General features: G+C 61.4%; 17 protein-coding genes. All 17 read right to left on the reverse strand.

The annotated features are described in order from the left end of the window. Nucleotides 1-25: 25 nt before the first annotated feature. Nucleotides 26-958 (reverse strand): OmpA family protein, encoded by a 933-nt coding sequence (locus VSQ83_RS13515; protein WP_326427008.1) that lies wholly within the window; start codon nucleotides 956-958, stop codon nucleotides 26-28. Then, complete coding sequence (motA, locus tag VSQ83_RS13520; protein WP_326427009.1) at nucleotides 945-1,820, reverse strand: flagellar motor stator protein MotA; 876 nt, start codon at nucleotides 1,818-1,820, stop codon at nucleotides 945-947. The genes VSQ83_RS13515 and motA overlap by 14 nt, the downstream gene beginning before the upstream one ends. After that, entirely contained in the window at nucleotides 1,805-2,557 is a 753-nt protein-coding gene (locus VSQ83_RS13525; RefSeq protein ID WP_326427010.1) for a FliA/WhiG family RNA polymerase sigma factor, read from the reverse strand. Before VSQ83_RS13525 ends, motA begins: the two co-directional genes overlap by 16 nt. A 7-nt stretch (nucleotides 2,558-2,564) precedes the next feature. Next, nucleotides 2,565-3,011 (reverse strand): flagellar basal body-associated FliL family protein, encoded by a 447-nt coding sequence (locus VSQ83_RS13530; RefSeq protein ID WP_326427011.1) that lies wholly within the window; start codon nucleotides 3,009-3,011, stop codon nucleotides 2,565-2,567. A gap of 59 nt (nucleotides 3,012-3,070) precedes the next feature. After that, entirely contained in the window at nucleotides 3,071-4,165 is a 1,095-nt protein-coding gene (locus VSQ83_RS13535) for a flagellar hook-length control protein FliK (protein WP_326427012.1), read from the reverse strand. A 2-nt stretch (nucleotides 4,166-4,167) separates the two neighbouring features. Continuing rightward, entirely contained in the window at nucleotides 4,168-4,485 is a 318-nt protein-coding gene (locus VSQ83_RS13540; RefSeq protein ID WP_326427013.1) for a hypothetical protein, read from the reverse strand. Then, nucleotides 4,469-4,852, reverse strand: a complete 384-nt coding sequence (gene fliS, locus VSQ83_RS13545; protein ID WP_326427014.1) for a flagellar export chaperone FliS — start codon at nucleotides 4,850-4,852, stop codon at nucleotides 4,469-4,471. Before fliS ends, VSQ83_RS13540 begins: the two co-directional genes overlap by 17 nt. A gap of 9 nt (nucleotides 4,853-4,861) precedes the next feature. After that, nucleotides 4,862-6,187 (reverse strand): flagellar filament capping protein FliD, encoded by a 1,326-nt coding sequence (gene fliD, locus VSQ83_RS13550; protein WP_326427015.1) that lies wholly within the window; start codon nucleotides 6,185-6,187, stop codon nucleotides 4,862-4,864. Between the two features lie 279 nt (nucleotides 6,188-6,466). Further along, entirely contained in the window at nucleotides 6,467-6,901 is a 435-nt protein-coding gene (flgN, locus tag VSQ83_RS13555) for a flagellar export chaperone FlgN (RefSeq protein WP_326427016.1), read from the reverse strand. After that, a complete protein-coding gene (locus VSQ83_RS13560) occupies nucleotides 6,898-7,179 on the reverse strand; it encodes a flagellar biosynthesis anti-sigma factor FlgM (RefSeq protein WP_326427017.1) in 282 nt (93 codons plus the stop codon). The genes flgN and VSQ83_RS13560 overlap by 4 nt, the downstream gene beginning before the upstream one ends. 74 nt (nucleotides 7,180-7,253) lie before the next feature. After that, nucleotides 7,254-7,691, reverse strand: coding sequence for a flagellar FliJ family protein (locus VSQ83_RS13565; protein ID WP_326427018.1), 438 nt, complete (start codon nucleotides 7,689-7,691; stop codon nucleotides 7,254-7,256). 91 nt (nucleotides 7,692-7,782) lie between these two features. Beyond that, on the reverse strand, nucleotides 7,783-9,102 hold the full coding sequence (gene fliI, locus VSQ83_RS13570) for a flagellar protein export ATPase FliI (protein ID WP_326427019.1): 1,320 nt from the start codon (nucleotides 9,100-9,102) through the stop codon (nucleotides 7,783-7,785). A gap of 3 nt (nucleotides 9,103-9,105) precedes the next feature. After that, nucleotides 9,106-9,798, reverse strand: coding sequence for a flagellar assembly protein FliH (gene fliH, locus VSQ83_RS13575; RefSeq protein ID WP_326427020.1), 693 nt, complete (start codon nucleotides 9,796-9,798; stop codon nucleotides 9,106-9,108). A 10-nt stretch (nucleotides 9,799-9,808) separates the two neighbouring features. Further along, nucleotides 9,809-10,864 carry a FliG C-terminal domain-containing protein gene (locus VSQ83_RS13580; protein ID WP_442800229.1) on the reverse strand — a complete coding sequence of 352 codons (1,056 nt, stop codon included), beginning with the start codon at nucleotides 10,862-10,864 and terminating at the stop codon, nucleotides 9,809-9,811. Beyond that, complete coding sequence (fliF, locus tag VSQ83_RS13585; protein WP_326427021.1) at nucleotides 10,836-12,500, reverse strand: flagellar basal-body MS-ring/collar protein FliF; 1,665 nt, start codon at nucleotides 12,498-12,500, stop codon at nucleotides 10,836-10,838. Before fliF ends, VSQ83_RS13580 begins: the two co-directional genes overlap by 29 nt. Before the next feature lie 20 nt (nucleotides 12,501-12,520). Next, nucleotides 12,521-12,853 carry a flagellar hook-basal body complex protein FliE gene (locus tag VSQ83_RS13590; RefSeq protein ID WP_326427022.1) on the reverse strand — a complete coding sequence of 111 codons (333 nt, stop codon included), beginning with the start codon at nucleotides 12,851-12,853 and terminating at the stop codon, nucleotides 12,521-12,523. A gap of 52 nt (nucleotides 12,854-12,905) precedes the next feature. Beyond that, the gene (locus VSQ83_RS13595) at nucleotides 12,906-14,126 is read right to left on the reverse strand and encodes a sigma-54 interaction domain-containing protein (RefSeq protein ID WP_326427023.1); all 1,221 of its coding nucleotides are present in this window, start codon (nucleotides 14,124-14,126) and stop codon (nucleotides 12,906-12,908) included. Nucleotides 14,127-14,270 lie beyond the last annotated feature (144 nt).

Here is a 14,270-nt window from a genome sequence, read left to right on the forward strand (position 1 = left end):
TCCTGCCGCGCAATCAATCACCCTTCTAGTTAACCCCACGAGCCGCTGCTGGCTGGATGTAATCAACATCGCCCGGCGCGTATCGCGCATGGCCGTCAGCAAACAACTGGCGGTACAGCGCTTCAGCCTGACGCGTCAGCAACAGCAGTTCGATACGCCGGTTAACGCCGCTTTGCGGCTCTTCAGGGCGCAGGGGCATGCCATCGGCCTGGGCCGAAACCTGCAACACGCCCTTGGCCGGCAAGCCCGCGGCGACCATCACTCCCCTGGCCTGCAAGGCACGCTCGCCGGACAGGTTCCAGTTGTCATAGTCGCGCTTGCCGCGATACGGCGTGGCATCGGTATGGCCGCTGATGATCAGCTTGTTGTCGATCTTGGCCAGTTCTTGCGCCAAAGCCCCCAGCAGGGTACGAAAGTGCGGGTTGATGCTGGCGCTGCTCCGCTCGAACATAGAGCGAGAAGCATCATCCTTGATCAGAATCCGCAGCCCCTGAGGCACCACTTGCACCTCGATATTGGCCAGCGCATCCGCACGCTCGGCGAACAGTTTCATCAGCCTGGCCAGCTCCTGCATATCAGCCGCAGATTCATAGTGCTCGGCCCCAAGCGATGCTGCTGGGTCTGGCGCCAATGGTTGTGCCTGTGCCAGGGTCTGCTGGGCCTCGGACTTGATCTGTTCGATCTCCTGGGCCACAGGGTTTTCCAGCGGCACTACACTTGCACCGTCGAAAATACCGGCCCCTCCTTCAAACACGGTGTCATAACCCTCCCCCCGGAGCGCCATCCGCTCTTCATCGGCCTGGGGCTGAATGATCCACAGCACCATGAACAAGGCCATCATGGCCAGGGTGAAGTCCGCAAACGCGACCTTCCAGGCACCGCTGTGCAGCACCTCATGCCCGCGTTTGCTGCGGCGCTTGATGATGATCTGCTCGCCCTGCTCGCTAGCTCGTCTCATTGGCCCGTTCCTCGTAAGCGGTCACCCAGTCTTCCAGGCGCTTGAAAGTCGGCTTGACGTCCTGCTCGATCAGTTTGCGTCCGGCGTCTACGGCCAGCAGCGTCGGCTTGCCCGCCAGGTGCGCAACCAGTGTGGTTCGCACGCATTCAAGCGCCGACATTTCGGTACGAATACGCTGGGCCATCGCATTGCTCAAGGGCTCCATCAGGCAGTAGCAGAAGAAGATCCCCAGGAAGGTACCCACCAGTGCCGCCGCCACATGGGCACCGATTTCGGCGACCGAACCGCCGATGCTGTCCATGGTGATAATGATGCCGAGAATGGCGGCCAGAATCCCGAAACCGGGCATGGCTTCACCCACCTTGAACAGCGAACGGGACGGCAGCAGCAGGGCTTCATGCATGGCGTCCAGTTCTTGCTCCAGAAAGCCTTCCATCTCATGGGCGCTGATCTTGCCCATCGCCATCAGCCGGAAGTTGTCGGCAATAAACGCCATCAGGTTTTTTTCCCGGAGGATCAACGGGTACTTGCTGAAAAGATCGCTTTGCTCAGGCTCCTCGATGTGCGCATCCAGCGCCTTGAGCCCCCCTATTTCAACGGTTTCCATCAACTCGTAGAGCAGCATCAACAGCTCGCGCTGGAACTGTTCGCCGCGGTGCTGGAAAGAAAAAATGCCCTTGGTCTGATGCCACATTTCAATCAGGACTTCCTTGGGGTTGCCGATGATCAGGCTACCGAATGCAGCACCCACGACGATCAACAACTCGGAGGGCTGCCACAGCACTTTCAGTGAGCCACCCGCCACGGCAAATCCCCCCAGCACGCAGCCGAGGATGATGATTGCACCTAAAATTTTCTGCACGTCACATTACTCTTGGTTAAAAAATGGTGAGCCTTCTCGATCGCCTGCTTACTGAGCTGGCAAACCCTGGCATCGCTGATGTCGAGTACCAGGCCGATTTCCTTGAGGCTCAACTCATGCTGGTAATAAAGCGTCAGCACCAGACGCTCACGCTCGTTGAGTTGGTCCAGTGCCTGAGTCAACAGGCGCTCGCTGAGCACACGTTCCTCAACACCGCGACCTGAATGTTGAAAGTCCTGACCGCCATTACTGAGCAAGGCATCGAGGCTTTCGATGGCCTCTGCTGCTTCTGCCTGCAAGTAGCCTTGATACTGTGCTTCGTTCAATCCGGTGGCCTTGAGCACCTCTTCGTCACGGGGGACGCGCCCCAGTTGACGGGTCAGGCTGCGCAGGGTGTCGCGCACTTTGTGCGCCTGCTGACGGACTTGCCGGGGGCGCCAGTCCAGGCGGCGCAGTTCATCCAGAATCGCCCCGCGCACCCGCAGTGCGGCAAAGCGCCCAAACTGTTCGTCCGGGATGCCGTAGCGACGCAACCCCTGCAGCAGGCCCATCAGGCCAATCTGCTCCATGTCCTCACGGTCCAGCACCTGGCTGGCCTGCAACGACAGCTGATTGACAATGCGCTTGACCAGCGGCAGGTAACTCAGGATCCAGTGCTGCTCAACATCCGGGGGCAGGGTTTGCGGGCAGTGGTCTGCGCCACTGGAGCCATGATCGAGCAAACTGTGATTGTTCATGGCGGGGTTACTGCACCAGCAACTTGCTGACCAGCGCACCGCTGAACGGTGCTGTCAGACCCTTGCTGGCAAAGTCTTCTCGCAACCGGGTCTCGATCCGGCCCTGCACCTGATCGATGCCCAGCTGACGCAACTCCTCAAACGTAAGCTGAGACAACGAACTGATCACTGAATGACGCACCAGCGGTTCGATCTGCTTGAGGGTGTCAGCTTTTAGCCTGGTGTCCGCTTGCAGGGCCAGATCAAGCACGACATAGCGCTCACGCCCATGCCCCAGCAGGTTCACGATGACTTTTTCGATCGGGTAAAACGCCAGGTCGCTGCCCGGCTGCGCCACCCCGGCAGGCGTACCGTTGATCATCGGGCGCAGGTACAGATAGCCCCCCACCACTGCACCCACGGTGATCACCGTGTTCAGCCCAACTAATAATAAAATGACGCGTGACATCGACATGAAAAGGTTCAATCCACTTGGAGTTCAGTTTCGGTTTGGCCGTACAACGGCGCCTGGGGTCAAACGGTCACCAGCACGCCGTTGTCGCGCTGCATGGGTGTATCTGCGGGCGCCTGCCCATCCTGCCGGGCATCGGCAATGGCCGATTCACGGGCTGATCGGCCCTGGTCGCGGGACGAATGCCCCTGGGAGTCGCTGGACACCTGCACGTTCACCTGAAGGCTGTTCTGCTCCACCAGTTCCTGGCGCAACCGTTCGCTGGTTGACGCCAGCAACCGGGCAACATCGGTCTGGGCAGCCGAGATATGCACGCTCAGGCGGCCGGATTCATGGCTGATGAAAATTTCCAGGCTGCCCAGCTCAGGCGGGTCCAGACGAATCGTGGCCTGCTGAAAACGTTGCTGGACCTGAACCTCGACGGTTTCACGCAGGGCATGGAGCATTTGCTCGCCCCAGCGGGCCGGCGGTTCTGCCAGCTTGAGCCCGCGCTCCAGTACCGGACCAGAAGTGGGGGGGCCCGGCGTCGATGGCGCAGGTGCAGCAGCCCCCTCGGTGCCCGGCAACGCCTCGAGCGTGGCGGCAACGGCCAGCGGCACGCCTTCACTGGCGGTACTCACAACGGGCATGACCATTCGCACTGCGGGGGCTTCGCGCTTGTCCAGCACCATTGCCACCCCGTCGACAGGCAGCTCGCCGCTGGTGCGGGCCGGCCCGGATACCGGCGCCATCCTGCCTGAATCCCTGACGGCAGCCGGTTCCTGGGCGGTGTGTGGCGCCATGCGGGCCAGCAACCGCTCACCGGACACGGCTTGCACCGCCGGTGCAGCAACCTCCCGGACCTGTACCTGGGCGCTCTGCTGGCTCAGCATCATGCTCAACCACTGCTGCGGGTCCACGACCGGGTCCTGTTGCAGCTCGGCTGTCGGCCCCGCCTGCGCCTCGGTTTCGGCCACAGTTTCAGCCTCGGGCGGTGCCTCGGTGACGATCAATGCAGCGGGTAATTCAGGCAACGGCAAGGGCGGATCGAGTTCGGGTTGCGCCTCCACGTACAGCAACGGCATCAGATCGCCCACCACCAGGGCGTCCTCGACAGGCAGGCTACGGGTATCAAAAGCGGCCCCGATCCCGCCGAGCAGCGACAAGGACATGTCCATGACTAGTCCTCCCCCTGCACGCTGTCGAGCAGGGAATAGGCGCGACGTCCTTCCCCATGCTCGGTGTGACGACCCAACAGGCTGCCCACACGCTGGCATTCTCGCGTGCAGGCGTGCAACGCCTGGGCATGCAGGGCCTTGAGGGGTTCCAGGCGCGCCTGCAACTCTGCGTCCAGCTCACCGGCGACACTCAAACGCTGCAGGCCCTCGCGGATCAGCAAGTCGATTTCGCCAATGCGCGTCCAGTCTTCACTGGCCAGCGCTGCGCCGAGCAACTGACCCAGGCGATCCAGACGACGCAGATCATTGGTGCGCAGCATTGATACCTTCCCAGCCGTCGCGAATCTGCCCCAACAGATGCACAACCTCATCAATACCGGTAACTGACAGCGACACACTGACGTCCACCAGACGGTGCAGGCAGTAGTCGTAAAGCCGTGACAGGTCCTGCACCAGCTCACCGCCCTCCTCGTAATCGAGTGTGCTGTTGAGTGCGGTGAGAATGTTCATGCACTTTTCCAGGGATTGGCCCTTGAGTTCGTAATGGCTGGCCTCGATGTGCCCCCGTGCCCTGCTCAGCTCATCGAGCAGGCCATCGAACAACACCAGCACCAGTTCATACGGCGAAGCGGCACACACGCGGACCTCAAGGTCGACTGCGCGGTACCCGTCATAGCTATCATTCATTTTTCATAATCATCCAAACATGCTGAAGGTTTGCTCCATCGACGCCATGACCTGCGCCAATTGGGTGTATTGCTTGAGGTAACGCTGGTAGTGGTTCTGGTACTTGTTCTCCAGTTCGTCGAACTTGACTTCGACTTTCTGCAGCATGCTGTTGAGATTTTCCTTGCGGGCCTTCATCGCTCCGCTGCTGGCACTGGTGTAAACCGCCAGGCTCTTGTCCAGGCTGTCGATCAGGTTGCCCCTGCCGGAAAAGAGCTGTTCAAACGCATCCGGGTTGGCGTCGAGCATCTTTTCAAACGCCTTGGTGTCGACTTTCAACTTGCCATCGGAGCCGGCCAGAATGCCGAACTCCATCAGGGTGATGCCGTTGAACGGGGTACGCAGCACGGTGTTGACCATCGACTCGACCGCACGGATACCCGAGTCACCCGCCAGCGGCCCGCGCCCGCCCTTTTCTCCGCCCGCCGAGGTCAGGGTGTCGAAGGTGGCGAACAAGGCGTTGATCGCCGAGATAAACTCATTGAGCTTGCCGTTGGTGGCGCTCTGGTCGCGGCTGATGTCGACGGTCAGCGGCTCGTCACCGGTCTGGTGCACCTTGCTGAAGGTGAGGCTGACGCCGTCGATCATGTCCTTGAACGTGTTGGAGCCCTGTTGCAACCTCATGCCGCTGGCGTCAGCCCCCAGGTACACAATCGCGTCCTGGCCCCTGGACAGTTCCTGCTGGTTGCCCAGGCTGGTTTCCAGGGCACTGCCAGTGGCGTCGGTGCGCAATTCGATGCGGTTGTCTTCACCGGTTTTCTCGGCACTCAGCACCATCGTCACTTCACCGCTGCTGCGTACCAGCGTGGCCTTTACGCCCTTGTTGTCAGGGTGGGCATTGATGGCCGCCGCCAGCTCTTCCTGGGACAGGCTGCCGTCGCCATTGCTGTCGCCCGCACTCAGGTCCACGGCAAATTCCTCGCCGTTCTGTTTGATGTAGAACGTGCCGCTGGACGCCGCATCGGAACCCAGGCCACCGAGTGCAACCTGATGCCGGCTGGCCAGTTGCTCGACAAAAAACTGGTAACTGCCGTCCCTGGCGCTGGGACCGAGGGTGGCACTGGCCATGCCTTCCTTGCTGAAGACCGCCTGGTTGATCAACATGCTCTTGTCGGTGCCCTTGAGCCCCTTGACCGCCGAACCCAGCGCCTTGAGAGCCGTATCCAGAGTCGTCACGGCCGCCAGCTGCGCCTTGTATTTGGTCTCATTGCGTTTGGCCTGGGCGAGTTCTCGCTGAACTTCATACTCAGCAAGAATCTTGGCCTGCGACTGGATGTAGTTGGTATCAATAGCCATGTCTGATCTCTCCTCTACAGGGTAGCTAGCAAAGCCTATGCCAACATTTAACCTGTTGATTTATAATGATTTTTATAAAAATACCGAGAAGCTTTCCTTCCCCTCTACGAGCCTTTTCAGCCCCGGGTGGAAGGTGCGTTTCCGCCCTGACGCCCACGCTGAATCGTCAGGGCCTGTTTGTTAAAGGCGACCTGAACGGACAGTTGATTAACCCCTGGGGGCAACGTGGCAGTTAATGAGTGAGGGAAGGCACCCGGTGCTGGCTGGGCACGCACCGGGTCACAGCGAAGGGGAATACACCTGGGGGCCGTCGTGCCGGGCCAACTGCTGGAAAATCTCGCTGTGCATGGCCAAAAGCTTGCCGTTGCGCTCATTCAGGTCACGGCAACGCTCGACACTGACGATCAGGGTTTTCCAGGCCCGCGCCAGGGTCGCGCGCCGATCGGGGGGGTACAGGTCGATCAGGCTTTGCATCGCATGGGCGTCGGAACCCAGGTGGAACACCTCTAGCACCCGGCTGCGACGCCGGGCACGGGCACCGGCGGCATCCATCAACGCCGAGATCTGCTCATTGGCCGTGGTGATGGCGTCACACTCGCGGGCCATCAAGGCCACTTGCAGACGGCTCATGCACCCGTGCAGCCAGGCAAACCCTGTCAGGTCATCGTGCACATCCTGCTCGACAACCTTGAGCAGTTGCTCGCGCTGGCTCACCGCTCGCCCCGATGGTAGGTCAGCATGGCACCGGCCAGTGTGGCGCTGTCGCTGCTCAGCTCACCGGCGGCCAGGGCGGCCTTGAGCTGCGCGACCTTGCCCAGGTCCACGTGCGGCAATTGCCCCAGCGCCGACTGGATGCGCTCCAGACCCGGCTTGACCGGCGCCGGTGCGCTGATCGGGGCCACAGGACCGCCCGTGCTGCGCTCGCTGCTGCCGGACGCGGCAAGCTCGGATGGCTGGCTGATGCTGATAACAGGCTGTCGAGTGATTTCCATGATGGGTTCCAGAACGGGGTAATACGGTGTAAAGGCGACCCTTTGGCGAACCGCTTAAGGGCAAAAGGCAAAAATCAGCAAAAGACTTCCTGCGCCTTGTTGCGCCACCAGTTCTGACTCGCCAGACCGTCCTGGATTTTCTGTTCCTGTTGCGTCAGGGTCGCCTGCCAGACACGCATCTTGTCCTCGATGACCTGGACCAGCACCTTCTCCTGGCGCACCACGTGCTGCAACTCGTCCTGGATGCGCTTGAGGGTCTGTTCGGCCAGTTTCAGCTCGCGCACCTGCAAATTGATCATGGCATGCAACGTCGCCTTGTACTGCTGCTGGTTGTGGCGCTGCAAGGGTGTGGTCGTGGCACTGGTAAAGCCGCACAGTCGGGTCAGCCCGGCAATGTTGTTGCGATAGCGGTCGCACAGGTTCTGCTGATACCCGACCCGGCCCATGACCTGGCGCGCCTGGACACCGCGCAATTGGGCCAGGCGGTTAAGGATATTGATACGGTTTTTCATGGCTGCATGCCCCGTTCACTCAAGCGATTTTTGCTTCTGTGGGAGCGGGCTTGCCCGCTCCCACACCTAAGCAGCGTTGCTTTACGACCGGTCATTTGACGATGCTCTGCAACGTGTCGATGCACAGGTTCAACGGTGCGCCGACCCCGACATCCTGACGCAGGAACCGCTCGATATTGGGTGCCAGCTTGACCGCACGGTCCGTGACCGGATCCATCCCCGGGGTGTACCCCCCCAACGGGATCAGGTCCTTGATGCCCTCATAGGTGCTGCTGTATTCCTTGAACGTGCGGGCCGCCCCCAGGTGTTGGCGCCCGGCCACCTGACTCATACAACGACTCACCGAGGCCGCCACGTCGATCGCCGGGTAGTGCCCCACATCCGCCAGCTTGCGCGACAGCACGATATGGCCGTCGAGAATGGCCCGGGCACAGTCCACGATCGGGTCCTGATGATCATCGCCTTCGGCCAGTACTGTGTAGATCGCACTCAGGCTGCCACTGCTGCTTTCACCGTTGCCGGCACTCTCGACCAGCTCCGGCAGCATGCCGAAGACCGAAGGCGGATAGCCCTTGGTGGCCGGAGGTTCGCCCAGGGCCAGGGCGATTTCACGCTGGGCCATGGCATAGCGGGTCAGGGAGTCGATCAACAGCAGCACGTGCTTGCCCTGGTCGCGGTAATACGCCGCAATGCTGTGGCACAACTCGGCGGCCTTGAGCCGCATCAACGGCGACTCATTGGCCGGGGCCACGACCACCACGGCCTTGCGCAGGCCTTCAGGGCCCAGGGAGTGCTGGATAAACTCCTGCACCTCGCGGCCCCGCTCGCCAATCAGGCCGACCACCACCACCTGTGCTTCGGTCTGGCGGGTGATCATGCCCAGCAACACGCTCTTGCCCACCCCGCTGCCGGCAAACAGCCCCACGCGCTGGCCCTTGCCCAGGGTCAGCAGGCCATTGATCGCCCGCACACCCACGTCCAGCGGCTCGCTCACCGGTTGGCGCTTGAGCGGGTTGACCTTGGGCAACTCGACGTGCAGGGTGTCGCGCCCGCCGAGCTTGCCCAGCTCGTCCATCGGCTCGCCCAAACCGTTGACCACGCGGCCCAGCCATGACTCGTCGATGTGCAGGGCCTCTTCCTGCCTGGCGGCAAACACCCGCGACCCCGAACTCAGGCCCACCGGCTTTTTGAACGGCATCAGGTAGGTGATATCACGATTGAAGCCCACCACCTGGGCATCCAGCATCTCCCCGTCGGCCTGCTCCACATAGCACCGTTGCCCGGTCACCTGCTGGCAACCCAGGCTTTCGAGCAGAATGCCGGACATGCGCACCAGCCGCCCGCTGACCTTGGCCAGTTGCACGGTATCCAGTGAGCGCAGCGCCTCATCCAGTACAAAAGGTTTGAACACGACCTATTCCTCGCTCAGGTTCATGTGCTCGGACAAGGTCGTCACGCAAGCATCCAGGCGCTGCTGGCAGCCCACGTCGACTTCGGCCTGGGGCGTCACGATGCGGCACTCCCCCAGCGCCAGCGTTTCGTTCGCCACCAGCCGCCAGCTTGCCGCACGCTCGGGCACCAGGTCCTTGATCCGCGCAAACTCCTGGGGATGCAGGTTGATATGCACGTTCACGGCCTCCAGCGGCATGGCCGACAGGGCCTCTTCTGCCAGGGTCAGCAATTGGGTCGGGTTCAGGGTCAGTTCGCAGCGAATCACCTGCTCCGCGACCTTTTTGACCAAGGCCAGCAGCTCCTGGCGACGGCTGTTTTCAAAAGCCGCCAAAAAGCTCTGCAGTTGCCGGTTGATGGCTTCCAGCGGCGCACTGGCCAGGTCGAAAGACTCACGCCCCTGCTGGCGGCCCTGCTCCAGTCCTTCCTTGAAGCCCTGTTCCCGGCCAGCGTCATAACCTTGCTGGCGGCCATGTTCCTCGCCCTGGGCAAGGCCTTCCAGATAGCCCTTTTCATTGCCTTCCTGAAAGCCATCGGCGATGGCGCGCTGCAAGGCAATCGGATCGTTTTTCCACTCCGGCGCCAGGGCCTCCGGTAACGGAGGGAAACGGTAGGGGCGCCAGTCTCGAGTCTTGCCTTTCACTACTTTGATCGACACAGGGCCTTCCTCACTCTACGGTCTGTTCACGGAACAGCTGCACCGCAAGGCCGCCTTCGGTTGCCAACTCCCGCACCACGGCCATGATTTCTTTGCGTACCTGCTCGACCCGACTCATGGGCACCGGGCCCTGTCGACGGTTCAATGCTTCCATCTGCTGCGTCTGCCGACGGGGCATGGCGCTCTGGATCGCCTTGACCAGGGCAGGCTCCGCGCCCTTGAGGGCCACCACCCACTCGCTCAGGGGGATGGCCTCCAACAATGCCTGCAACACTTCCTCACTCTGGCGCGAGAGGATAAAGAAGTCATACATCTCATCTTCGATACGCTCCACCAGGGAGGTGTCCTGGGCACGCAACAGCTCGAACATCTGGTCGCGGTCGCCCTTGTAACGGTTGAGGATGTCAGCCGCCTGCTTGACCCCGCGCACTTGCGAGCCCTGGGTCGAGAGCACTGACAGGCTGCGGTCGATCAGTTGTTCCAGCTCCTTGATCACATCGCCGTTGATCTCACTGAGGTTGGCGATGCGGTACAGCAACTCGTCCTGACGCCAGGTCGGCATGCTCTCCAGCACTTCGCCAGCCATGCCCGGCGGCAGGAAGGCCAGGAACACCGCTTGCATCTGCGCATGTTCCTTGGCAATCAGGGTGGCGAACTGCTTGGGGTCGACCCATTCGAGCTTGACCATCTTGGCGCGGATTTCCTCACCGTAGATGCTGTCCAGCAGGCTGCGGGTAATGTCGCTGCCCAGGGCCTTGCCCAGCATGCCCGACAGGTAGCTGCGCGAAGCGCCCTTGATGCTGCTTTGCTCTTTGTAATCGTCGAAAAAGCGGCTGATCACCTCGGAAACCATCGGCTGTTTGACGTTGCTCAGGCGCGCCATCGCCTGGCTGATCAGTACGATTTCCTCGCGGGAAAAGTGACGCAGCACCCCCGCCGAAACACTGTCACCCATGCTCAGCATCAGGATCGAGGCTTGCTCAAGTGAGTTCATGGTGCGGCTCTGCGCCGAGCGGGCATTAAGCGCATGCTGGGCATCAGAGGGAGGGGTTGAGATGGTTTTCATTGCGGCCTATCCACTGTTTGATCACTTCCGACACGCGTTCGGGGTCGTTTTTAGCCAACATCTGCAAATGCTCGATTTGCAGTTCCAGTCCCGAACCCGGCGCCGGGAGACAAATTTCAGACAGCGGATTCAATCCGCCCAGTACCGACACCCGACCACTGTCTTCCTTGCTCTGGGCGATTGACGGCAGATCATGCTCGTTGCCCAGCGTCAGCTCGGCATCTGCCATCGGCACTTGCTCCTTGCGGCCCATAAGGCGAGACAGTGCCGGGCGCACCACCATCAGCAGCAACAACAGGCTGATCAGGCCAAACAAACCCATTTTGATCAACTCATGCAGCTTGTCATCCTGCCACCAGAGCGGTTGCTCGATTGACATGTCAGCCGCGGCAAACGGGAAGACACTCAGGGTCAGCACATCGCCGCGACTGCTGTTAAAGCCCACCGCGCTCTTGAGCATGGTTTCCAGGTCGGCGCGGGCTTGCGGCGACCAGCCGCCGTCTGCCTCGGCAGTGCCGTTCAAGACCACGGCAATGCTCTGGCTGCGCAGACTGAACGGCGAGTACTTGACGTGGGTGACGCTCTGGTCGTAATCGAGCTTGCGATTGGACTCCTTGCGGATCGATGTCGCCCCCTTGTCGGTTGTCGTGGTCGTGTTGGCCGCAGTGCCCGGCGCCGGTTTGGCGGGCGGTGCCAGCGGCCGATTGCTCAGCGAGCCCGGAACACCCAGGGCCAGCTGGTCCAGCACGCTTTCATCCTGCAACACCTCATTGTGCAGGCGCGGGGTGTCGCCAAAAGCCTGAACGGTTTCTTCTTTCTGGCTGAAGTCGATATCGGCCGTGACGCTGATGCGGTAGTTGCCGTGGCCCAGAATGGGGGCAAGCACCTGTTCGACATTGCCCGAGGTTTTCTGCTGGTACTCCTCGACCAATTGCCAGCTCTGCGCCGGGGCGCCACTGGTGTTGAGCCCGCGGGACAACAGGGCACCGTACTGGTCGACAACGCTTACATCCTTGCCTTGCAGCTTGGGCACACTGTTGGCCACCAGGTTGACGATGGCGCCCACCTGCTCGGGCGTCAGTTTGGCCCCCGGGCTCATCTGCAACATCACCGAAGCCTTGGCCGGCTCACGGTTGCTTACCACAAACGAGCTGCTTTCCTGCAGGGCCAGATGTACCCGGGCATTGTCGATGCCCTTGAGGGCCATGATGGTGCGCGCCAGCTCACCTTCCAGGCTGCGCTTGAGGCGCACGTCCTGGACAAACTGGCTGGTGCCCAGCGGCTCGTCCTTGTCGAACAGGTCATACCCGGCGGGCACGGCGACCTGCACGCCCTTGGCACTGAGCAGCATGCGCGCACGGCCCAGGTCGGCTTCGCGCACCAGAATCTGCCCGCTCTGGGGGTGCAGCTGATAGGCGATCTTGTCGGCATCGAGCACCTGCATCACGTCGGCCGCGGGGTACGCTTCCCCGGCACCGTACAGCGAGCGCATGGCGCCTTGATCGCGCCACAGGTAAAACACCACGGCGAGGGCCAGCAGGCCTGCCAGCCCGGCCATAAGCCCCAGCCCCAGACGCGGGTCAAGCTTGACCCCGCCAAGCAGCGGCTTGAGTTTATCGTTGATTGTTTGCAGCACGTTCAGCACTCACTGGTGGGTTACAGCGGCATTCTCATCACGTCATCAAATGCCGTGGTCAATTTGTTGCGCACTTGCAGCAGGGCACTGAATGCCACACTGGCTTTCTGGCTTTCGATCATCGCCCCGGCCAGGTCATCGCTGCGGCCACTGTCGACGTCGGCCATCGCCTTGCCCGCCACATGCTGCTGGGCGTCTACCGAACGCATGGCCTGCTCGAACGCCGCGCCGATTCCGCCGGCCTGGACCTGGTCGAACAGCGCTGCCGGCGCAATCATCGGGTTTTGTGCCAGGCCTTTGGCCTGCTCCATCTGGCCCAGCATGTTTTGCTGGACACTCAAAATCGAACTCATGGGTATTGCTCCACTGGGGGTTGGAATATCGGGTGAAGGTGAACAGACAGACTCAGAAAGCCGGCATCGATATTCCTTGTTCGCGCATGGCACTCAGTCGATATCGCAAGGCGCGGGGAGTCATGCCCAGGCTGTGCGCCGCCTTGCTTTTATGGCCATCGAATTTGCGGATGGTGTCCAGCACATGCTGGTATTCAGCCCACTTGCCGGTGGCCCGCAACGCGGCCTTGCCGTCACCGGGCTCGACGTCCAGCATCGGCAGCGGGCTGGCGCAGGCAGCCGTGGCGGCCAGACCCAGATCCTGCGGCTGGATGAACAGCCCTTTGCGCAGGATCAGCGCCCGTTGCAGGGTGTTTTCCAGTTCGCGCACATTGCCCGGCCAGTCATGTTGCAAGAGCGCCTGGCAGGCCTGTTCGGTGAGCAGGCCATCGGCATCTTCCTGGGGGGCGTACTGGCGGATAAAACGGTGGGCCAGGGCCAGCACATCGTCCTGACGCTCGCGCAACGGGCTGATGTGCAGCGGCAGCACGTCCAGACGAAACATCAGGTCGGCGCGGAACCGCCCCTGGGCCACCTCTTCGCTCAGGTCGCGGTTGGTTGCAGCAATAATGCGCACGTCCAGGGCGATTTCCTTGTGCCCGCCCAGACGCTCCACGCGCTGTTCCTGCAACACGCGCAACAGTTTGGCCTGCAGGCCCAGGGGCAACTCGCCGATCTCGTCCAGCAGCAAGGTGCCGCCATTGGCCATTTCAAACTTGCCGCACTGGGCCGTCACCGCGCCGGTAAAGGCGCCGCGCTCATGACCGAACAGCAGGGATTCGAGCATTTGCTCGGGGATGGCCGCGCAATTGACGGCCACAAACGGGGCATTGTCGCCGGAGGCAAAACGGTGAATGTAGCGCGCCATCATCTCTTTGCCGGTGCCGGTTTCACCGGTAATCAGGATCGGCGCACGGGTCACGGCCACCCGCTGGGCCATCGCCAGCAGACGGCGCCCCGCTGCCGAACACGACACAAAGCTTTCCTGGGCACTGGCCGCCGCCGCATGCCGCTGCAACAACGCCTTGATCTGGGTGGCACTGAACGGCGCCAGCAGGTAGTCCACGCACCCTCTTTCAAGCAGCGCCGTTGCACGTTCCTGCTCGGCGTACTCGACAACCGGAACAATACTTATGTGGCGGGCGTGACGAATAAGGTTTTCAGTCTCGGCATTTAACAGTTGAACTGAAAAGCCGCTGACAAACACAAACACCAGGGTGGTTTGATTGAACACTTGCGTGTGCAACTGACTATAACTTTCAACACAGATCACAGGACAATGTTGTTCAGACAAACTGTCGACCAGTATTGAATACCCTTTATTGTCCGGGTGACCCACCACAATAACGGGAGGGTGTTCGGCGCGGGGCTCAAACGA

The organism is Pseudomonas sp. DSV-1 (assembly GCF_035830915.1).
Classification (GTDB): domain Bacteria; phylum Pseudomonadota; class Gammaproteobacteria; order Pseudomonadales; family Pseudomonadaceae; genus Aquipseudomonas.

Bases quoted from the DNA above. Each gene is read 5' to 3' on its own strand.
- VSQ83_RS13515 (WP_326427008.1), bottom strand. From the start codon at position 958: ATGAGACGAGCTAGCGAGCAGGGCGAGCAGATCATCATCAAGCGCCGC.
- VSQ83_RS13525 (WP_326427010.1), bottom strand. From the start codon at position 2,557: ATGAACAATCACAGTTTGCTCGATCATGGCTCCAGTGGCGCAGACCAC.
- VSQ83_RS13530 (WP_326427011.1), bottom strand. From the start codon at position 3,011: ATGTCGATGTCACGCGTCATTTTATTATTAGTTGGGCTGAACACGGTG.
- VSQ83_RS13535 (WP_326427012.1), bottom strand. From the start codon at position 4,165: ATGGACATGTCCTTGTCGCTGCTCGGCGGGATCGGGGCCGCTTTTGAT.
- VSQ83_RS13540 (WP_326427013.1), bottom strand. From the start codon at position 4,485: ATGCTGCGCACCAATGATCTGCGTCGTCTGGATCGCCTGGGTCAGTTG.
- fliS (WP_326427014.1), bottom strand. From the start codon at position 4,852: ATGAATGATAGCTATGACGGGTACCGCGCAGTCGACCTTGAGGTCCGC.
- fliD (WP_326427015.1), bottom strand. From the start codon at position 6,187: ATGGCTATTGATACCAACTACATCCAGTCGCAGGCCAAGATTCTTGCT.
- VSQ83_RS13560 (WP_326427017.1), bottom strand. From the start codon at position 7,179: ATGGAAATCACTCGACAGCCTGTTATCAGCATCAGCCAGCCATCCGAG.
- VSQ83_RS13565 (WP_326427018.1), bottom strand. From the start codon at position 7,691: ATGAAAAACCGTATCAATATCCTTAACCGCCTGGCCCAATTGCGCGGT.
- VSQ83_RS13580 (WP_442800229.1), bottom strand. From the start codon at position 10,864: ATGAAAACCATCTCAACCCCTCCCTCTGATGCCCAGCATGCGCTTAAT.
- VSQ83_RS13590 (WP_326427022.1), bottom strand. From the start codon at position 12,853: ATGAGTTCGATTTTGAGTGTCCAGCAAAACATGCTGGGCCAGATGGAG.